The organism is Microvirga sp. RSM25, from assembly GCF_044784385.1.
GTDB classification, from domain to species: Bacteria; Pseudomonadota; Alphaproteobacteria; order Rhizobiales; family Beijerinckiaceae; genus Microvirga; species Microvirga tunisiensis.
In genome coordinates this window covers 2,590,024-2,608,082 of the sequence record NZ_CP173039.1, presented here as the reverse complement: position 1 = coordinate 2,608,082, position 18,059 = coordinate 2,590,024, and the positions used below count along the sequence as shown (strand labels likewise).

General features: G+C 63.1%; 19 protein-coding genes, 4 tRNA genes and 2 pseudogenes. 17 read left to right on the top strand and 8 right to left on the bottom strand.

Features of this window, described 5'->3' with window-relative positions:
* Positions 1-5: 5 nt before the first annotated feature.
* From ACD578_RS12410 to ACD578_RS12400, 3 genes and pseudogenes are all read right to left on the bottom strand, one after another.
* Positions 6-878 carry an HpcH/HpaI aldolase/citrate lyase family protein gene (locus ACD578_RS12410; protein WP_404293398.1) on the bottom strand — a complete coding sequence of 291 codons (873 nt, stop codon included), beginning with the start codon at positions 876-878 and terminating at the stop codon, positions 6-8.
* Positions 878-1,357: a MaoC family dehydratase gene (locus ACD578_RS12405; RefSeq protein WP_404293396.1), complete on the bottom strand. Its 480-nt coding sequence runs from the start codon at positions 1,355-1,357 to the stop codon at positions 878-880. Before ACD578_RS12405 ends, ACD578_RS12410 begins: the two co-directional genes overlap by 1 nt.
* Positions 1,358-1,410: 53 nt before the next feature.
* Positions 1,411-2,183 (bottom strand): annotated as a pseudogene (locus ACD578_RS12400) (NAD kinase).
* 49 nt (positions 2,184-2,232) lie between these two features.
* On the opposite strand from ACD578_RS12400, the gene cutA reads away from it, so the two are divergent.
* A complete protein-coding gene (gene cutA, locus ACD578_RS12395; protein WP_404293395.1) occupies positions 2,233-2,568 on the top strand; it encodes a divalent-cation tolerance protein CutA in 336 nt (111 codons plus the stop codon).
* Here the strand turns inward: cutA and ACD578_RS12390 are convergent.
* Together ACD578_RS12390 and ACD578_RS12385 are read right to left on the bottom strand one after the other, a co-directional pair.
* Positions 2,565-3,482, bottom strand: a complete 918-nt coding sequence (locus ACD578_RS12390; RefSeq protein WP_404293394.1) for an MBL fold metallo-hydrolase — start codon at positions 3,480-3,482, stop codon at positions 2,565-2,567. The genes cutA and ACD578_RS12390 overlap by 4 nt on opposite strands.
* A 161-nt stretch (positions 3,483-3,643) precedes the next feature.
* Positions 3,644-4,441 carry a TrmH family RNA methyltransferase gene (locus tag ACD578_RS12385; protein ID WP_404293393.1) on the bottom strand — a complete coding sequence of 266 codons (798 nt, stop codon included), beginning with the start codon at positions 4,439-4,441 and terminating at the stop codon, positions 3,644-3,646.
* 164 nt (positions 4,442-4,605) lie between these two features.
* Between ACD578_RS12385 and ACD578_RS12380 the strand changes: the two genes are divergently transcribed.
* The 3 genes from ACD578_RS12380 (at position 4,606) to ACD578_RS12370 (ending at position 5,572) form a co-directional block, all read left to right on the top strand.
* Positions 4,606-4,782, top strand: coding sequence for a hypothetical protein (locus ACD578_RS12380; RefSeq protein WP_404293392.1), 177 nt, complete (start codon positions 4,606-4,608; stop codon positions 4,780-4,782).
* Positions 4,783-4,835: 53 nt separating this feature from the next.
* Positions 4,836-5,135, top strand: coding sequence for a hypothetical protein (locus ACD578_RS12375; RefSeq protein ID WP_404293391.1), 300 nt, complete (start codon positions 4,836-4,838; stop codon positions 5,133-5,135).
* A 128-nt stretch (positions 5,136-5,263) separates the two neighbouring features.
* The gene (locus tag ACD578_RS12370; RefSeq protein WP_404293389.1) at positions 5,264-5,572 is read left to right on the top strand and encodes a hypothetical protein; all 309 of its coding nucleotides are present in this window, start codon (positions 5,264-5,266) and stop codon (positions 5,570-5,572) included.
* Between the two features lie 86 nt (positions 5,573-5,658).
* Here ACD578_RS12370 and ACD578_RS12365 read toward each other — a convergent pair.
* A tRNA-Thr gene (locus ACD578_RS12365) sits at positions 5,659-5,733 on the bottom strand.
* A 139-nt stretch (positions 5,734-5,872) separates the two neighbouring features.
* On the opposite strand from ACD578_RS12365, the gene ACD578_RS12360 reads away from it, so the two are divergent.
* Positions 5,873-6,184, top strand: coding sequence for a hypothetical protein (locus ACD578_RS12360; RefSeq protein WP_404293388.1), 312 nt, complete (start codon positions 5,873-5,875; stop codon positions 6,182-6,184).
* Between the two features lie 75 nt (positions 6,185-6,259).
* Here ACD578_RS12360 and ACD578_RS12355 read toward each other — a convergent pair whose 3' ends face one another.
* Positions 6,260-7,981, bottom strand: coding sequence for an MFS transporter (locus tag ACD578_RS12355; RefSeq protein WP_404293387.1), 1,722 nt, complete (start codon positions 7,979-7,981; stop codon positions 6,260-6,262).
* 236 nt (positions 7,982-8,217) lie between these two features.
* Positions 8,218-9,042 carry a TrmH family RNA methyltransferase gene (locus tag ACD578_RS12350; protein ID WP_404293386.1) on the bottom strand — a complete coding sequence of 275 codons (825 nt, stop codon included), beginning with the start codon at positions 9,040-9,042 and terminating at the stop codon, positions 8,218-8,220.
* Between the two features lie 191 nt (positions 9,043-9,233).
* On the opposite strand from ACD578_RS12350, the gene ACD578_RS12345 reads away from it, so the two are divergent.
* From ACD578_RS12345 to ACD578_RS12290, 12 genes and pseudogenes are all read left to right on the top strand, one after another.
* Positions 9,234-9,318 (top strand) — tRNA-Tyr (locus ACD578_RS12345).
* 17 nt (positions 9,319-9,335) lie between these two features.
* Positions 9,336-9,409: transfer RNA gene (locus ACD578_RS12340), tRNA-Gly, on the top strand.
* Between the two features lie 661 nt (positions 9,410-10,070).
* The gene (gene tuf / locus ACD578_RS12335) at positions 10,071-11,261 is read left to right on the top strand and encodes an elongation factor Tu (protein WP_152718694.1); all 1,191 of its coding nucleotides are present in this window, start codon (positions 10,071-10,073) and stop codon (positions 11,259-11,261) included.
* A 43-nt stretch (positions 11,262-11,304) separates the two neighbouring features.
* Positions 11,305-11,381 (top strand) — tRNA-Trp (locus ACD578_RS12330).
* 163 nt (positions 11,382-11,544) lie between these two features.
* A complete protein-coding gene (gene secE, locus ACD578_RS12325; protein ID WP_047192276.1) occupies positions 11,545-11,745 on the top strand; it encodes a preprotein translocase subunit SecE in 201 nt (66 codons plus the stop codon).
* Between the two features lie 12 nt (positions 11,746-11,757).
* A complete protein-coding gene (gene nusG, locus ACD578_RS12320; protein ID WP_009764284.1) occupies positions 11,758-12,291 on the top strand; it encodes a transcription termination/antitermination protein NusG in 534 nt (177 codons plus the stop codon).
* A 171-nt stretch (positions 12,292-12,462) separates the two neighbouring features.
* A complete protein-coding gene (gene rplK, locus ACD578_RS12315) occupies positions 12,463-12,891 on the top strand; it encodes a 50S ribosomal protein L11 (protein WP_152718393.1) in 429 nt (142 codons plus the stop codon).
* A 10-nt stretch (positions 12,892-12,901) separates the two neighbouring features.
* The gene (gene rplA / locus ACD578_RS12310) at positions 12,902-13,603 is read left to right on the top strand and encodes a 50S ribosomal protein L1 (RefSeq protein ID WP_404293820.1); all 702 of its coding nucleotides are present in this window, start codon (positions 12,902-12,904) and stop codon (positions 13,601-13,603) included.
* 601 nt (positions 13,604-14,204) lie between these two features.
* A pseudogene (gene ltrA / locus ACD578_RS12305) lies at positions 14,205-14,956 on the top strand (group II intron reverse transcriptase/maturase); the annotation flags it as partial.
* 63 nt (positions 14,957-15,019) lie between these two features.
* Positions 15,020-15,448, top strand: a complete 429-nt coding sequence (locus ACD578_RS12300) for a group II intron maturase-specific domain-containing protein (RefSeq protein WP_404293818.1) — start codon at positions 15,020-15,022, stop codon at positions 15,446-15,448.
* 207 nt (positions 15,449-15,655) lie between these two features.
* A complete protein-coding gene (locus ACD578_RS12295; protein WP_404293385.1) occupies positions 15,656-16,078 on the top strand; it encodes a YciI family protein in 423 nt (140 codons plus the stop codon).
* A 49-nt stretch (positions 16,079-16,127) separates the two neighbouring features.
* Positions 16,128-17,402 (top strand): RNA polymerase sigma factor, encoded by a 1,275-nt coding sequence (locus ACD578_RS12290; protein ID WP_404293384.1) that lies wholly within the window; start codon positions 16,128-16,130, stop codon positions 17,400-17,402.
* The last annotated feature ends 657 nt before the right edge of the window (positions 17,403-18,059 follow it).

The window sequence follows — 18,059 nt, the reverse complement described above, 5'->3', positions numbered from 1 at the left end:
CCGCTCTAGAGCCGGCCAGCGCGCCTCAGGAGTCGCTCGGCCCGCAGAAGGTGAGGGCGATCAAGCATTTCGCCGTTGACGCCGACGACGCCTGCTCCCGGATTGGCCTTGAACGCCTCGATCACGGCCTGTGCCCGCTCGACGGCCTCGGGGGACGGGGTGAAGGCCTCGTTGATCACCGGCACCTGAGCCGGATGGATCGCCATCTTGGCGACGAAACCATCGCGCCGCGCCGCCCGGCACTCGGCTTCGAGGCCGGCCATGTCGCGGAAGTTCGTGAAGACGGAATCGATTGCATCGACGCTCGCCGCCGCGGCACCCAGAAGGGCGAGGGAGCGGGCGAGCCGGTACGGATCCGTATAGGCGCCGTCCTCTCCACGATTGGCCTCGGCGCCGAGATCGGCGGACAGGTCCTCGCCACCCCAGGTCAGGCCCATGAGACGGTGGCTCGCGCCTGCGAACGTACCCAGCGCGAATACGCCGGCGGCATTCTCCGTTCCGATGGCGAGGATCCGGGTAGCGCCATCCGCCAAGCCGAATTCCGCCTCGCGCACCGCCAGCTTGGCGCCAAGATGGGCCACGTCCGCTCCGCCGACGGTCTTGGGCAGCACGATCCCGTCCGGAGCGGATCGCATCACGACGTCGAGATCCGCATCGATGAGGCCTGTCGTCAGTCCGTTGATGCGAACGAAGAGACGGGGACGTTCAGCGTCCTTGCTCTGCTCGGAGAGAAACGCGGCCGTGATGCGTCGGGCCTCTTCCTTGGCGTCGAGTGCGACCGAGTCCTCGAGATCAATGAGGAGCACGTCGGCTCCCGATTTCATGCCTTTCTCGAGCTTCTTCGGGCTGTCGCCCGGCACGAAAAGCAATGACCGCATCAGGCGCTCCTCTTGCGCATGAAGGCCTGCCGACGGCATTCGGCCACGAGCGTGCCGTCCTGCTTGTAGGCGCGGTGGATGAAGTCGACGATGCCGGCATCGGGTCGGGACTTGGACTCGCGCTTGGCGACGATCTCCGTCGTCGCATTGATCGTGTCGCCTTCGAAGAGCGGCGCGGGAAACTTCACGTCCGTCATGCCGAGATTCGCGATGGTCGTGCCCACCGTGGTGTCGTTGACGGAGATGCCGATCATGAGGCCGAGCGTGAACAGGGAATTCATGAGCGGCTTGCCCCATTCCGTTTCGGTGGCGCAGAAATGCGCATCGATGTGGAGCGGCTGCGGGTTCAGCGTCATGTTGGAGAACAGCATGTTGTCCATCTGCGTCACCGTCCGGGTCAGGCGGTGCTCGATGGTCGTGCCGACGACGAAATCCTCGAAATAGAGGCCGCCCCTCGGGTGCCTGTTCTCATCGTTCATGACGTTGCCTCATCGTTTGGACCGGCATGTTGGAGCCCATGCCTTTGCTGCCATCAATAGCCGAATTGTTCCCGTAAGATTCGTTCGTCCAGGCTGTGGCCGGGATCGTGCAGCATCACGAGATCGACGCTGCGATCCATGGAGACATGCACGTGGGAGACGTTGCGGAATTCCGTGTGGTCGGCCACCGCGCTGACCGGGCGGTTCTCGGCTTCAAGACCTCGATCTGGATCTTGGCGTAATCCGGCAGAAGCGCCCCGCGCCAGCGCCGGGGGCGGAAGGCGGAGATCGGCGTCAGGGCGAGCAGGGGCGCATTGAGCGGCAGGATCGTCCCGCCGACGGAGAGATTGTAGGCGGTCGATCCGGCCGGCGTCGAAACCAGGATGCCGTCGGCGATGAGCTCGGGGATTCGCACGTGTGAATCGACGCTCACGCGCAGCTTTCCGGCCTGGTAAGTCTGCCGCAGCATGGAGACTTCATTGATCGCCCGCGCCGTATGGGCCACGCCGTGCACGTCCCAGGCCACCATCAGCAGGGGGTGAACGACGCCGCGCTCGGCCGCTTCCAGCCGCTCGAACAGGTCTTCTTCCCGGTAATCGTTCATCAGGAAGCCGACCGTGCCCTTGTTCATGCCGTAAATGGGCTTGGCCGTGCCCATGAACCTGTGGAGGCTCTGCAGCATCAGACCGTCGCCGCCGAGCGCCACGATGGCATCGGCCTCCTCGGGAACAACGTGGGGATAGCGGCTCTGCAAGGTCTTCAGGGCGCCCTGGGCGTCGGGCGCGGCGCTGGCGACGAATGCGACATTGTTGAAACGGCGGGCCATGCCCAGTTACCCTCGTTGCGTCCGACCGGATGCGGAGGAAAGGCATAGCATGGATCGCCCGCTTCTCGTCTATACGACCTTTCCCGATGTGGACATCGCCCTGTCGCTCGGGGAGGGACTTGTCCGGGACCAGCTGATCGCCTGCATCAACGTGCTGCCGGGCATGCGGTCCGTCTATGCCTGGAAGGGCAGCATCGAGCAGGGGCAGGAGGCGGTTGCCATCCTGAAGACCCGCACGGGCCTTCAGGATCAGGTGCACCGGGCGCTCAAGGAGAGGCATCCTTATGAGACGCCGGTCATTCTCTTCATCGAGCCGACCGGCGCAGATGCGGCCACCCTGGAGTGGCTTCTCACGGAAACGGCTGGAAGCCAGCCGACACCCTAGACAGCCGGGCTCCACTGCACCGGCACGAAGCGGAACCCGCTGCCGTCCTTCGCAATATGGCCGGTCGCCGGGAAGGGCGCATGATAGAAGGCGACCTGTGCCCGCTCGGAGGCGGCCATGTCCAGCATCTTGTAGCGGGTGGCCCGGGCCTGGTCGGCATCCATGTCGAAAACGGCCGACCAGTCAGGATTGCGGACGAAAAGGGCAGGATGGTTCGCCGTATCCGAGAGAATCAGCAGCCGGCCCGAGCCCGACGAGAGCATGTAGGCCGTGTGTCCTGGCGTATGGCCCGGCGCGGCGATGCTCGTCAGACCCGGCACGACCTCCTTGTCCATCTCGTAGTGCTTCACATCCTTCGCGATGGGGCCGAACACGCGGCGGGCGCCCTGAAAACCGCCCCTGGCGCCTTCCGGAGCTTGGTTCATGCGGGCGTCGTCCATCCAGAAGGCCCATTCGGCCGCCGGCACCAGGACCTCGGCATTCGGAAACACGGCCGTGCCATCCTTGCGGCGAAGGCCGTTGATGTGGTCGCCATGGAAGTGGCTGATGACCACGGTATTGACCTGTGACGGGTCGAAGCCGGCCGCGCGGAAGTTGTCGAGCCAACGGCCCGTCGTGGGAGCGCCCGAATCTCCATTTCCCGTGTCGATCAATGTCACTCGGCCACCTTGATTGAGAACGAGCGTGGTGAAGGAGTTTTGAATGGTGTCCTGGGGCATAAATGCCTCGCGGGCTGCCTGCTGGACGGCCGAGAGTTCCGCGTTGCGGATGAAGCCCTCGAGAGCACGCGGCGCAGAGCCGTCATTGATGGCCGTCACCTCGATATCGCCGACCCTGTAGCGATAGAAGCCGGGCGCTTGGCGGGTGCCGGATCCCTGCGTCGGAGCCGGATTCGAGGTGGCGGATTGGGCCAAGGCGGGACCTCCGAGGGTGCGGCAGCGAGGGCGGTGCTGGCAAGAACGGTGCGGCGTGTGATTGTCATGAGAGTCTCCAGGCGTGGGAGCAGAAGCCTAGAACGGCTACGCTTGGAGACAAGAGAGCCGCTTTTCACAAGTCAGCGAGCGGAATTGCCATGTCAGTCATCTCGGGAGAGATGATGCAAGGCAATTCCGCTCGTGGTTGCAACATTCAGGGAATCGAAGCCGCCGCTCATCGGGATGGATACGGTTCTGGTTCGTGCCAGCAGTTCCGGAGGCAGCCCGGGTCCTTCGGCTCCGAGGAGCAGAGCAGTTCGCGGGAAAGGTTTGACTCGCGAGAGGATCTCTTTGCCAGACGGGGACAAGGCAATCACGTCGAAGGACGCCGCCTGCAGGGCCTGCACCATGGCCTCCGCCGAGGCGACCCTGGTGAAAGGCACTACCAGAGCCCCTCCGACCGACACACGGACGGCCTTGCGGTAGAGCGGGTCGCAGGTCTCCTGGTCAAGCAGAACCGTCCCAACGCCGAAGGCCGCCGCATTGCGGAAAATCCCACCGACATTGTCATGGTTTGCCAAGCCAATCAGGCCGACCACCAGCGCATTCCCGGGCATCTGCGAGAGCAATTCCTCGACCGGCTGCAGGGGAGCCCGATGGGCGATGGCCAGGATGCCCCTGTGGATCGGAAAGCCGACGATGGCATCCATCACTGTCCGGTTCGCCGTGTAGACCGGAACCTCGGGAGACAGCAGATCCAGTGCATCGCCCAAGGTCCCCAGCCGGCTTTCCGCCAGCAAGAGAGATTCGATCCTGAAGCGGGACTGCTTCAGGAGAAGCCTCAGGACCACTTCGCCTTCCGCGACGAAGCGATGCTGTCGCCCAACGAGATCGCGCTCCCGGACGGCACGGTACGGCTCAATCCGAGGGTCGTCGGGGTCTGAGATGGCGACGGGCATAGGGTCTCTACGAGCTGGAGGCGGCCTGGATATTCTCGTCTGTCTAATGCCGGAAAGCGCCTTTGCCTATGCATCGCATCGCCGGGAACAACGACTTGGCATTCCGGTTAGCCCCTTGAGAACGCTGGGATCGCCGGGTGCGGTCCTTCGCAGGGAGACGATCGATGGATTGGGATATAGCCGACGGTTGGGTTTGGGCCCTCGTGATTATCGGCGGGCCTTTGCTGATCGGCATCTTCATGGCCGTTTACAGCAGCCGGCGCCGCAGATTGACGCGAACCGAGCAGAAGCTGTCCGATCAGGCCGCTCACGAAAACTGGGGCAAGGAGCGCATTCGTTAGGAAGACGCGGATCTGACGCGGATGGCGCCGCAGCGGAGATGAGAACCGCTTGAATGTCGGTTCACGATAAGCAGGCCCTACGCCTGTCGGTGATGAAGGCTCAATGGCCGGGCCATGAGCCGGAGGCCGGCTCGTCACGCGACAATCCGGCAAGCTCTCTCGACAGCCGGGTCGCCATGACCGCGGCCACGACGGCGGAGGCTATGGCGGCTGAACCCATCACATTCAATAAGAGAACATCCACATGTGCCTCCACCACGACATGGAGCGTGCAGCCTAAGCCTCGTGCCTGGAAACTCTGCATGGGCAGCGGGACTACCTCGGCGGGCAATCTGCCGTCGACGATTGGGTAGGGCGCCGATCCTGTTCGCTCTCGATGATGTGACCCGTCTTTCGTCGAATGTGCCCCTGGGCAGGCGGCGGCGCGGAAACATTCGAGCGGCTCATCCGTCGACAGGAAACCTGGAGAAACGAGGACAGAATGATGAAAGCGATTACGGCGCCATTGCTCACCGTGCTGTTCCTGGCGGCCTCGCAGGGTGCCGCGATGGCTCAGGGGGATCCCGCGACGCGAGCCTGCATGCAGGGCGAGCAGGAAATCGGAGGAACCTGCCAGCCGCTGACCAGATCGCCCGGTCGGTCGAGCAGCAGTGGTATGGATTCAGGAAATCCCGGCAGCACTGGCAGCACCAGTGGCGGCAGCTCGCAGGGCGGACAGAATTCGGGCGGTTCCGGAGGGCAGGGCAACGGCGGATCCAGCGGGAGCGGAGGCACTGGCGACGGTCAGTGAACGCTTCCCACACGGGGGCATGAAGCGGGTACCAATGGAGTTTTCACGAATGGTCCGGCGGGAGGAGGTTCCTCCCAGCGGAGGAATGGTGCCGGTGGAGAGGATCGAACTCCCGACCTTCGGTTTACAAAACCGCTGCACTACCGCTGTGCTACACCGGCTGACGTCACGGTGCTCAGGTAGCAGTCCGCGAGGCGGGACGCAAGTTCCACACAAACGTAAATATTAAGTGTCCCAGCACACCGAAACCAACCCTGATTTCTGGAATTGTCAGGAAAACCTGATCATGGAGTTGGTGTTATGAAGGCTTTAGGGGCTTCTGCTCGGAAAAGGATCTCGCCGCTCAGCGGCGGCCTCAAAGTTATGGCCGTTCTGGCGGTTGCCATCGGCTTCGGTCTTGCCGCGGAGCGTACGGATGCCGCTTATGCGGGCCACGCCGTGGAGGCCAAGCCTGACAAGCAGACGGCGACATCCGTCGCGGCGAAGGATGTGGAGACCACGTCCTCGATCGAGACAAAATCCGTGAACGACGTTCCTTGCGACATTTCTCGCAAGCGCCTCTTCGTGGAGGGCGAGGGTTGGATCGTCCGCCGTGTGACGACCTGCTACTGAGCGGCGACTTCGCCTGACGCGAAATGAAAAGCCCCGCCGTGAGGCGGGGCTTTCCTGTCAGGGCCTTTCGAAAGCTTAGCGCTTCGCGCCGAGGCCATCGAAGGTCAGGATATCCCGGTCCTTGGTCTCCGGTACGAAGAGGAGACCGACCACGAAGGTCACGAGGGCGATCACGATCGGGTACCAGAGGCCGTAGTAGATGTCGCCGGTGGCTGCCACCATCGCGAAAGCTGTCGGAGGCAGGAGGCCGCCGAACCAGCCGTTGGCGATGTGGTAGGGCAGGGACATCGCAGTGTAGCGGATACGGGTGGGGAAGAATTCCACCAGAGCCGCCGCGATCGGGCCGTAGACCATCGTGACGTAGATCACGAGGATCGTCAGGATGCCGATAGCCTTAAGGGCTTGCGTGTTGCCAAGGGCGTCAAAGAAGCCGCCGACCTTCAGGATGGTCGGATCGCCTGCCTTTGGGTAACCCGCTTCTGCAGCTGCTGCCGTGAAGGCCGTGATGTTGGCCGGAATGGCATCGGCAATCGGAGTTTCCTTGCCGTTGAAGGTCACCTTCGGGGCGCTGCCGGCAGCAGCCGGAACGAGCTCGTACTTGACCGCAGAGCGAGCCAGGGCCACGCGGGCGATGTCGCACTTCGCAGTGAAGGTGCGGATGCCGACCGGATCGAACACCGAGCCACAGGTGGCGGGATCGGCTACGACCTGGACCTTCGCGGTCTCAAGAGCTTGGTTGAGGCGAGGGCTGACCACGCTCGTGAGGGCGCCGAAGAGCGGGAAGTAGGTGATCGCCGCGATCAGGCAGCCACCGAGGATCACCGGCTTGCGGCCAATCTTGTCCGACAGCGCACCAAAGAAGACAAAGCCACCGGTTCCAAGGATCAGCGACCAGGCGATCAACACGTTCGACGTGAGCAGATCGACCTTCAGAATGCTCTGGATGAAGAACAGGGCATAGAACTGGCCCGTGTACCACACCACGGCTTGGCCGATCGCGAGACCGATCAGGGCGATGAGCACCATCTTGAGGTTGCTCCACTGGCCGAATGCCTCCTTCAGCGGAGCCTTCGACTGCGTGCCCTCTTCCTTCATCTTCTTGAACGCCGGCGATTCCTGCATCTGGAGACGAATCCAGACCGAGACGCCGAGAAGCACGACGGAAAGCAGGAACGGAATACGCCAGCCGGCGATCGGCCAGCCCTCGCCGGTCTGGAAGCCCTGCTCGCCCATCCAGGTGCGAAGCACGAGGATGACGACGAGGGAGAGCAGGAGACCGACAGTTGCCGTGATCTGGATGAAGCTGGTGTAGAAGCCGCGACGTCCCACTGGTGCATGTTCCGCCACATAGACCGCAGCGCCGCCGTATTCGCCGCCGAGCGCGAGACCCTGGAGCATGCGCAGGGCGATCAGGACGACGGGAGCGACCCAGCCGATCTGAGCATAGCTGGGCAGCAGACCCACGAGGAAGGTCGAAAAGCCCATGATCAGGATCGTGACCAGGAAGGTATATTTCCGGCCGACGAGATCGCCGATGCGGCCGAAGAAAATTGCGCCGAAGGGGCGGACGAGGAAGCCCGCCGCGAAGGCGAGCAGCGCGAAGACGTTACGGGTTGTCACGTCGAAGGCGGAGAAGAACTGCGCGCCGATGATCGTGGCGAGAGAGCCGTAGAGATAGAAATCGTACCATTCGAAGACGGTACCGAGAGAGGAGGCCAGAATGACCTTCTTTTCCTCCCGCGTCATCGGCCGCCGCGTTGCGGCAGCCGAATGAGGCGTGGTAGCTGCTGTTGCCATAGGGTTCCCTTCCATTCGTATGCCCGGTGATCCGGGTTCTGAGCCGCAAGCCATGCAGTGCAGGCCTGGGCCGCGGCATCGTGACTGCGCATGGCAGCCAAGAATCCAACGAATGGGAGGCTACCTCCGGGCTTCCTTTCCACAATTCACAATTGGTATTTGCGACTTCCGTCTAAGAAGCCGTACAACCAAATAAATTACTGAATAGCGGCAGATGGTTAGCCGTCATTCCGGCTTTACTTCCGAGCGCTTCTGGAAGCCCCCTTGACCACAGCATAAAGGCAGACCGCGGCGGCGTTGGAGACATTCAGGCTCTTGATGGCTCCGGGCATGTCGAGGCGGCCGATGACGTCGCAGCAGTCCCGGGTCCGCTGTCTCAGGCCCTTGCCCTCCGATCCCAGCACGAGAACCACCGGCAGACTGATCTCGATCTCGTCCAGACTGACCTCGCCCGAGGAGTCGAGCCCGATCCGCTGGAAGCCGAGCTTGCCGAGCGCGGTCAGCGTATCGCCGAGGTTGCGCACGATCATGAAGGGTACATGCTCGAGGCCGCCGGACGCCGATTTGGCGAGAACGCCCGTGGCGGCCGGGCTGTGCCGGGCGGTGGTGATGATGGCCTCGACATCGAAGGCGGCGGCCGTGCGGACGATGGCGCCGACATTGTGGGGATCGGTGATCTGGTCGAGGGCCAGGACCACACGCTTGCCGCTCAGGGTGTCGACGGACGGGGAGGGCAGGGGATCGGCCTCGGCATAGAGGCCTTGATGCACCGCATCCGGCTCCAGGAGGCGGTTGATCTCATCCGGGCGGACGATCTCAGGTTCGATAGGCAAGGGAGCATCCAACTCTTCGCTCAGGCGTCTGGCAGAGTTCTCCGTGGCCAGGAGCCGACGAATCGTTCTTTTGCCATTGCGCAAGGCTTCCGCAACGGGATGCCAGCCATAGAGAATGGTGGTGTCGATCTCGAAATTCGGCCGTCTCGCCTGAGGGTCGCGGCGACCGGGTTTCCCGTGTGGGCGCTGGAATCTCGGCTTGCGGGACTGGAAAGGACGGTCGCTCATGATCGTTGGATCTCGTGTGTTGACGGAAGGGGCCATAGCACAGAGTGAGTCCATTCACGACCCGCCGATTTCGTTGCGCTTTGAGGTTGACACCGGCCATGCAGGTCACCATAAGAGCGCCACGGAACGCTCAGCCACGGCGAGCGCTCTGCAGAACAGCCTCGGCGTTTTGCGTTCGGGTTGGGCTCTATGGGGGAATGTCCCGAGCGGCAAAGGGGGCGGACTGTAAATCCGCTGGCTATGCCTTCGTAGGTTCGAGTCCTACTTCCCCCACCACCCAATCAGAAGGGCATGCGGGTGTAGCTCAATGGTAGAGCAGCAGCCTTCCAAGCTGAATACGAGGGTTCGATTCCCTTCACCCGCTCCAACCCTTCAATCCGATAAATCTCCTGTAATTCTTTGCCGCCGCCGCCGGTTTTTTCGTTCTGAGAAGCGTCGTTGTAGCACTCTTGTGTGCGTTTCTGAGCGGATGCCTTTTCCGCTCCATGACTTGGCTGTTCAAGATCTCAGTCGGTACAGGATCGTCGAGGTTGCCGTGGAAGGGGTCGAGATCATTCGGTCCTGGTCGATGGAGGAGGAAGGGCTCATTCAGCCCAGGGCTGCCGATACCGCAACCGCCGACCGGATCAGGATCGAGCCTGCCGCGAATTTTCGCAGCTGATGGCGCATTTCGTGCAAGTTCTGACGGCCCGGGCGACGGATGAATTCGTCAGCTTGATCGCGCTGGAAATCAGCCGGCCTCGGCCGCAGTTCGTCTGAAAACGTTCGATGTCCCGTTGGGTCCTCGTCGACAAGGCGACGGGTTAACTTATTCTGGGGTCAGAATGGACGCTTGGAGGCGAAACTGGTGATCGTGGCGTGGCGACCGGGATCGTGCTGGCTTTCGAAAGGCGGGATCCTGGTAATTCGATGATCACAGATTATCTGTCCGCCTATCGAAACTGGCTCTTGCGTAACTGAGCAAAGAGCCCTATTGGGCGGCACGAGTTTGCCGTTCAGGTATCAAAGCGTGTCGAGGATCTAAGGACATGGCGAAGGAAAAGTTTCAGCGCAATAAGCCGCACTGCAACATTGGGACGATTGGTCACGTGGACCATGGCAAGACGTCTCTGACGGCGGCGATCACGAAGGTTCTGGCGGAGTCCGGGGGCGCGACGTTCACGGCGTACGACCAGATCGACAAGGCGCCGGAAGAGAAGGCGCGCGGCATCACGATCTCGACCGCGCACGTGGAATACGAGACCTCGAACCGGCACTACGCCCACGTGGACTGCCCGGGCCACGCCGACTACGTGAAGAACATGATCACGGGTGCGGCGCAGATGGACGGCGCGATCCTGGTGGTGTCGTCGGCCGACGGCCCGATGCCGCAGACCCGCGAGCACATCCTGCTGGCGCGTCAGGTGGGCGTTCCGGCCCTGGTGGTGTTCATGAACAAGGTCGACATGGTCGACGACGCCGAGCTGCTCGACCTGGTTGAGCTGGAGGTGCGCGAGCTTCTGTCGAAGTACGACTTCCCGGGCGACGACATTCCGATCGTGAAGGGCTCGGCCCTGTGCGCTCTGGAGGACCGGTCGCCGGAGATCGGGCGCGAGCGCGTGCTCGAGCTGATGGCCGAGGTTGACCGCTACATCCCGCAGCCGGAGCGTCCGGTGGACCTGCCGTTCCTGATGCCGATCGAGGACGTGTTCTCGATCTCGGGCCGCGGCACGGTGGTGACGGGTCGCGTCGAGCGCGGCATCGTGAAGGTCGGCGAGGAAGTGGAGATCGTGGGTCTGCGCGACACGCAGAAGACCACGGTGACCGGCGTCGAGATGTTCCGCAAGCTGCTCGATCAGGGCCAGGCGGGCGACAACGTGGGCGTGCTGCTGCGCGGCACGAAGCGCGAGGACGTGGAGCGCGGCCAGGTGCTGTGCAAGCCGGGCTCGATCAAGCCGCACACGAAGTTCAAGGCCGAGGCCTACATCCTGACCAAGGAAGAGGGCGGGCGTCATACGCCGTTCTTCGGCAACTACCGCCCGCAGTTCTACTTCCGCACGACGGACGTGACCGGCGTGGTGACGCTGCCTGAGGGCACCGAGATGGTGATGCCGGGCGACAACATCACCATGGAGGTGACGCTGATTGCGCCGATCGCCATGGAAGAGAAGCTGCGCTTCGCCATCCGCGAAGGCGGCCGCACCGTCGGCGCCGGCGTCGTCGCCGCCGTGATGGACTAATACCGATCCAGGTGGCGGGTTTCCGCCACCTGTTGACCGCCGGAGGAGTGTAGCTCAATCGGCTAGAGCACCGGTCTCCAAAACCGGGGGTTGGGGGTTCGAGTCCCTCCACTCCTGCCAGCGGTCGACAAAGCGGGCGTTTTGCGTTAGAGAAGCGCCCCATAGATGGTTTGAACAGGTGGCGCGAGGCTTGGAAAGCAGCCTCGCGCCCCTTCAATTTGGGCTCAAGCGTGCCCTCAGAGGACGTTCGCAGCCGCTCTCAAGGTGATGTGGACGTAAGGAAATGGCGAAGACGAACCCGTTCGATTTCATACAGCAGGTCCGCTCGGAAGCCGCGAAGGTGACCTGGCCGACGCGCAAGGAGACCATGATCACGACCGCCATGGTGTTCGTGATGGTGGTGGTCGCTAGCGTATTCTTCCTGGTCGTCGATCAGGCGATCGGCTGGGGCGTTCGCTCAGTGATCCTTGGGCTTGGCGGTTAAGGGGTGGATGCAATGACGAAGCGTTGGTACATCGTCCACGCCTATTCGAATTTCGAGAACAAGGTCGCTCAGTCGATCAAGGATCAGGCGGCGCAGCGCGGCCTGGAAGACAAGTTCGACGAAGTGATGGTCCCGACCGAGAAGGTCGTCGAGGTGCGCCGCGGCCGTAAGGTCGACACCGAGCGCAAGTTCTTCCCGGGCTATGTCCTGGTGAAGTGCGACCTGACCGACGAGGTCTATCACCTCATCAAGAATACGCCCAAGGTGACGGGCTTCCTCGGGGCCGACAAGTCCAAGCCGGTTCCGATCCCGGATCGGGAAGCCGAGCGGATCAAGGGCCAGGTGGCCGAGGGTGTCGATCATCCGAAGCCGTCCGTCAGCTTCGAGGTCGGCGAGCAGGTCCGCGTTTCCGACGGTCCGTTCGCCTCGTTCAACGGTGTCGTCGAGGAAGTCGACGACGCCCGGGCCCGCCTCAAGGTGGCGGTTTCCATCTTCGGCCGCGCGACGCCGGTCGAACTCGAATACGGTCAGGTCGAAAAAATCTGACCGGAAGGGAAGTGGTACCTTTCCGGTAACACTTTCCAGGTCCCTTGATAGGGGCCTTCATCCGCGGGAGGTCTGCCCGGTCGCCAGCCGGGGTCCTCAGACTGCACCGCGATCTGCAACTGCCATTCCGCTCGGTTGGCGCCGGGCGGTTGGTCCATTGGGAGCAGTCCTATGGCAAAGAAAATCTCGGGCTACGTTAAGCTTCAAGTGCCCGCAGGCGCAGCCAACCCGTCGCCGCCGATCGGTCCGGCGCTCGGTCAGCGCGGCCTGAACATCATGGAATTCTGCAAGGCCTTCAATGCGAAGACCTCGCAGATGGAGAAGGGCACCCCGATCCCGGTGATCATCACCGCGTATCAGGATCGTTCCTTCACCTTCGAGATGAAGCAGCCTCCGGTCTCGTACTGGCTCAAGAAGGCCGCGAAGATCGACAAGGGGTCGCAGACTCCCGGCAAGGGCGGCAATGTCGGCCGCGTGACCCGCGACCAGATCCGCGAGATCGCCGAGAAGAAGATGGTCGATCTCAACTGCGACACCGTTGAATCCGCCATGGCCATGATCGAGGGCTCCGCGCGCTCGATGGGCATGGAAGTGGCGTAAGGAGGGCATGATGGCTGTTAAGGAAGGTAAGCGCATCCGCGCCGCCCGCGAGGGCATCGAAGTCACCAAGCTCTACCCGATCCAGGACGCGGTGAAGCTGATCAGGGAACGCGCCAAGGCGAAGTTCGACGAGACCATCGAGATCTCGATGAATCTCGGCGTCGATCCCCGCCACGCCGACCAGATGGTCCGCGGCGTCTGCAACCTGCCGAACGGCTCCGGCCGTACGGTCCGCGTTGCCGTGTTCGCCCGCGGCGCCAAGGCCGACGAGGCCAAGGCTGCCGGTGCCGACATCGTCGGCGCCGAGGAGCTGTTCGAGGTCGTCAACGGCGGCACGATCGAGTTCGATCGCTGCATCGCCACTCCTGACATGATGCCGCTCGTCGGCCGTCTCGGTAAGGTTCTCGGCCCGCGCGGCCTGATGCCGAACCCGAAGGTCGGAACGGTCACCATGGACGTGAAGGGTGCCGTGGAAGGCGCCAAAGGCGGCTCCGTCGAGTTCCGCGTCGAGAAGGCCGGTATCGTCCACGCCGGCATCGGCAAGGCTTCCTTCGACGAGGGCAAGCTGGTGGAGAACATCAAGGCTTTCGCCGACGCCGTCTCCAGGGCGAAGCCCAGCGGCGCCAAGGGCACCTACATTCAGCGCGTCGCCGTTTCCTCGACGATGGGCCCGGGTGTGAAGGTCGATCCCGCCTCGGTGATCGGCGGCTGATCAAGCCCATTGCCAGAAAATCGGAAAAGCCCGGCCCTCGTGCCGGGCTTTTTCTGTGTGCCGAGCATGTTCGACAGCTCGGAGGTGTAAGTCCTCTACCCAGCCTGATGATGGCGAAGGGTTAGCAAAGCGCAAGGGCGTCATCGTGAGGTGGGGTCTGAAGGAAGCGTGGAGCAAAACCGCGACCTGATGGACAAGAACCGGATATGAGGCCGCCGCGGCCGGACGAGCAGGCAGATGACTGCGAAGTCCAGAGTCATCAAAGACCGGGGCGGTAAATCCGGCAGGTGTGCGGGGAAGGCGGTCGAACTTACCTCGGGAGATCTCCACCATGTCCGGTCTTCCGGACTGAGCGGGCTGCAAGGCCCGTGATCGTGGCGGAGAAGTCAGCAGACGGCATAGTAGGTCGCAAGATCGAAGGCCCGAACGTCAGAGAGGGCGAGTAGAACGGGTGTCTCGACGGACCAAGCGGCAGAAACACCAACTTGAGTTGGCTTTCGGTGGTGGGGCAGAGGGTGAAACCCCGAGCCCACTCGCCGGAGGAGCCGAAGTCCTGTCGGCGGCACCTGCCCCCGAAAGCCCAGCGATCCCGGTGGGATCAATGATGGAGAGGATTGTCGCCCGCGACAATCTGAAGAAGGCGCTGGCCCAGGTCAGACGCAACAAAGGCGCGCCCGGCGTTGACGGCATGACCGTCGACGATCTGGCCGCCCACCTGAAAGACCACTGGCCCGAGATCAGGGCTCAACTTCTCAACGGCACCTACCAGCCGCAGCCGGTGCGGCGCGTCGACATTCCGAAGGCATCGGGAGGCACTCGCGGCCTCGGCATTCCGTCGGTGCTCGACCGCTTCCTCCAGCAGGCAGTGATGCAGGTGCTGCAAGAGGATTGGGACCCGACCTTCTCGCCGTCGAGCTATGGGTTCCGGCCCGGACGCTCGGCGCATCAGGCGGTGGCCGCCGCTCAGCAGTTCATCGCTGACGGTTGCCACACCGTCGTCGATCTCGATTTGGAGAAATTCTTCGATCGAGTGAACCACGACATCCTGATGGGTCTGGTGGCCAAACGGGTGCAGGACCGACACCTGCTCCGGCTCATCCGCCGTTATCTGACGGCCGGTGTGCTCGTGGGTGGGATGGTCGATCCGATGGATGAGGGAGTCCCGCAAGGGGGCCGCTCTCGCCGCTGTTGTCAAACCTCATGCTCGATGTGCTCGACAAGGAACTGGAACGGCGCGGCCACCGATTCGCAAGATACGCCGATGATTGCAACATTTATGTTCGCAGTCCTCGCGCAGGCGAACGGGTCATGGCCAGCGTCACCCGGTTCCTCGAACGGCGTCTCAAGCTGAGGGTGAACACGGCCAAGAGCGCTGTGGCCTCTCCGACCGAACGGAAGTTCCTCGGTTTTAGCTTCATGAACCAGGGCCGGCTCAGGCGGAGCATCGCGCCGCAGGCGCTCGCCCGATTCAAGAAGCGAGTCCGAGAACTCACGCCACGGACAGGTGGGCGCAGCCTCGCGCAGATTGCTCTGGCGCTATCACGCTACCTGATTGGGTGGCGCGGGTACTTCGGCTTCTGCGAGACACCAGGGATCTTGCGTGGGCTGGACAAATGGGTCAGGCGACGGCTCCGTGCCATCGTCTGGAAGCAGTGGAAGTATGGGCGTCACCGCTTCGCGGAACTGCGCCGTCTTGGTATCGGAAAGGATCTGGCGGCGCAAACCGCCGGGAGCCCTCACGGCCCTTGGCGGATCAGTATCAGCCCAGCACTGGCTACGGCTTTCCCGAATGCCTTCTTCAAACGCCTCGGCCTCGCCTCTGTCTACGTCAAGCCGGTCGAGTAATCCGACGAACCGCCGTATACGGACCCGTATGTACGGTGGTGTGGGAGGGGAGGAACCGCGAGGTTCCCCCTATCCCGATTTTCCGAGTCCCTTTTCGAACCGTCCTGGTGCAAAAATCTTTCGACGGGATGTCGATCCCGCCGAGGCTCGTTCGTCATACAGACAGGAGAGCCTGGAGAGCCTCCGTGGTTCAGAGGAGATGAGACGATGCGTGTGATGGTGATGGTCAAGGCGACCGAGGACAGCGAAGCGGGTGTCATGCCCACGGCCGAGCTTTTCGAGGCCATGGGCCGGTTTAACGACGAGCTGATCAAGGCCGGCGTCCTCCTGACTGCGGACGGGCTCAAGCCGTCCTCACAGGGCAAACGGGTCGCCTTCGACGGCCCCAGCCGCACCGTCATCGACGGGCCTTTCGCCGAGACCCGCGAACTCGTCGCCGGCTTCTGGCTCTGGGAAGTCAAGGACATGGACGAGGCGGTCGAATGGGTGAAGCGTTGCCCCAACCCGATGTTCGGCCCGAGCGAGATCGAGATCCGGCCGTTTTACGAGATGTCCGATTTCGGCGATGTCGTGACACCGGAAATCGCCGAGCGGGAAAGGCAGCGCCGCGAGAGGACCTCAGGCCAATGAGCCTCGCCTGTCGGGGGCCCGGGCGTCCGGCGCCCCCTTGAGCGAGATCGTGGCCGCAACCGAACCTCACCGGGCGATCGAGGCGATCTTTCGGATCGAGCGGGCCAGGCTCATTGCACGCCTGGCCCGGATGGTGCGGGATGTAGGCTTGGCCGAAGAGCTGGCGCAGGACGCCTTCGTCACGGCCCTGTCCGAATGGCCGAGAGCCGGCGTTCCGGCCAATCCCGGCGCCTGGCTGACCGCCACCGCCAAGCGCCGGGCCATCGACCTCCTGAGGCGCGACCGGATGCTTGCGCGCAAGCACGCCGAGATCGGTCGCGACCTCACGGATAGGGACGACACCGGCATCGAAGTGATCGAGGCGGCGATGGACGACGATCTGGGCGACGAGTTGCTGGGCCTGATCTTCGCGGCCTGCCACCCGATTCTTTCCCCCGAGGCGAGGGTCGCCCTGACCCTGCGGCTGATCGGCGGGCTGACGACGGAGGAGATCGCTCGTGCCTACCTCTCCAGCGAGCCGACCGTCGCCCAACGCATCGTCCGGGCCAAGAAGACGCTCGGGAGGGCAGGTCTGTCCTTTGAGGTGCCGCGCGGACAGGAGCGGCAGGAACGCCTCTCCTCGGTGCTGGAGGTGATCTATCTCATCTTCAACGAGGGCTACTCGGCCACCGCCGGCCAGGATCTGATCCGCCCGGCTCTGTGTGCCGAGGCTCAGCGGCTGGGCCGCATCCTTGCCGGTCTGGCGCCCGACGATTCCGAGGTCTTCGGCCTCCTCGCGTTGATGGAACTCCAGGCCTCCCGCCTGGCGGCCCGCGTCGGCCCGGATGGAGTGCCGATTCCCTTGACCGAGCAGAACCGGGCTCGCTGGGACCAGCTTCTGATCCGCCGGGGCCTCGCGGCCCTGAAGCGCGCCGAGGCCCTGGGCGGTGCCGCCGGGCCCTACGCCCTCCAGGCTGCGCTCGCCGCCTGCCATGCACGGGCCCACCGGACCGAGGAGACGGATTGGCGCAGGATCTCTGGCCTTTACGACATCCTCCGCTTGGTCATGCCTTCCCCCGTGGTCGATCTCAACCGAGCCGTTGCCCACAGCTGGGCCTTCGGCCCGGAAGCCGGCTTGACGCTCCTCGACGACATCGACCAGGCCACCTTGCGCCACTATGCTCCGCTGCCGGCGGCGAGGGGAGATTTCCTGTTCCGGGCGGGCCGGCTGCCTGAAGCCAAGGTCCAGTTCGAGCATGCGGCCAAGCTTAGCCGCAATGGGCCTGAGAAAGTCTTTCTTCTCGGAAGGGCAGCAGCCTGCGCCGCTCGAACTGACATGGTGTAGCGCAGACAAACGACCTGAGGCCGGACCCGAAGGCCGGAACGGTCATCATGGACGTCCGCGGCGCCGTCGAGTTTCGCGTCGAGGCGCGGCATTCGTGCCGGGCTTTTCGTTCTGGTGCCTCTTGAATGTGAAGCTTCCAGCCATCACATTGTTGCAAGAGGGCACTTTCGGAAATCTGTAGCATTCTCAAAGCGGTCGGATCAGGTGGCGAGGTCGGCCGTTTGATCGGGCGCTTGTATCGCTGTCGGTTTGATCCGTCCGGGCGACCTGACGATCCGCGACCCGAGAAAGAAGAAGAGCCGGCTCCAGCATTCCGCAGAGAGCTGAGCGAATAGAGCCGGATCGCCCGCATATGAAATTACGTATCGTAAATTAACGCGATAGGCCGCCGAAAAGCCTCTTGGCAAATGCTTCAGAAAGGCTTAATAGAACGCGTTGAGTTTCAATATAGGCCGAGGCTCCGCTCGTGCGTGGGCTTTTGGCTGCGAATCCGTCCCGGAGACGGGGCGGTGACAAGCCGGCGAGCCAAAGGGCAACCTTTGGCGCGTTCCGGCTATGTCCTGTCCGAGACTGCAGGTGCTGGCTTGCCAGTTTAATTCGAAAGATCCTGCATAGACGGGGAAGCCGAGTTTTACGCCTGTTAACGCAGGCGACAAG

Bases quoted from the DNA above. Each gene is read 5' to 3' on its own strand.
- ACD578_RS12370 (WP_404293389.1), top strand. From the start codon at position 5,264: ATGATGAAAGCGATTACGGCGCCATTGCTCACCGTGCTGTTCCTGGCG.
- tuf (WP_152718694.1), top strand. From the start codon at position 10,071: ATGGCGAAGGAAAAGTTTCAGCGCAATAAGCCGCACTGCAACATTGGG.
- ACD578_RS12350 (WP_404293386.1), bottom strand. From the start codon at position 9,042: ATGAGCGACCGTCCTTTCCAGTCCCGCAAGCCGAGATTCCAGCGCCCA.
- ACD578_RS12360 (WP_404293388.1), top strand. From the start codon at position 5,873: ATGAAGGCTTTAGGGGCTTCTGCTCGGAAAAGGATCTCGCCGCTCAGC.
- ACD578_RS12385 (WP_404293393.1), bottom strand. From the start codon at position 4,441: ATGCCCGTCGCCATCTCAGACCCCGACGACCCTCGGATTGAGCCGTAC.
- nusG (WP_009764284.1), top strand. From the start codon at position 11,758: ATGACGAAGCGTTGGTACATCGTCCACGCCTATTCGAATTTCGAGAAC.
- ACD578_RS12380 (WP_404293392.1), top strand. From the start codon at position 4,606: ATGGATTGGGATATAGCCGACGGTTGGGTTTGGGCCCTCGTGATTATC.
- ACD578_RS12375 (WP_404293391.1), top strand. From the start codon at position 4,836: ATGTCGGTTCACGATAAGCAGGCCCTACGCCTGTCGGTGATGAAGGCT.
- rplA (WP_404293820.1), top strand. From the start codon at position 12,902: ATGGCTGTTAAGGAAGGTAAGCGCATCCGCGCCGCCCGCGAGGGCATC.
- ACD578_RS12300 (WP_404293818.1), top strand. From the start codon at position 15,020: ATGAACCAGGGCCGGCTCAGGCGGAGCATCGCGCCGCAGGCGCTCGCC.
- rplK (WP_152718393.1), top strand. From the start codon at position 12,463: ATGGCAAAGAAAATCTCGGGCTACGTTAAGCTTCAAGTGCCCGCAGGC.
- ACD578_RS12405 (WP_404293396.1), bottom strand. From the start codon at position 1,357: ATGAACGATGAGAACAGGCACCCGAGGGGCGGCCTCTATTTCGAGGAT.
- secE (WP_047192276.1), top strand. From the start codon at position 11,545: ATGGCGAAGACGAACCCGTTCGATTTCATACAGCAGGTCCGCTCGGAA.
- ACD578_RS12410 (WP_404293398.1), bottom strand. From the start codon at position 878: ATGCGGTCATTGCTTTTCGTGCCGGGCGACAGCCCGAAGAAGCTCGAG.
- cutA (WP_404293395.1), top strand. From the start codon at position 2,233: ATGGATCGCCCGCTTCTCGTCTATACGACCTTTCCCGATGTGGACATC.
- ACD578_RS12355 (WP_404293387.1), bottom strand. From the start codon at position 7,981: ATGGCAACAGCAGCTACCACGCCTCATTCGGCTGCCGCAACGCGGCGG.
- ACD578_RS12295 (WP_404293385.1), top strand. From the start codon at position 15,656: ATGCGTGTGATGGTGATGGTCAAGGCGACCGAGGACAGCGAAGCGGGT.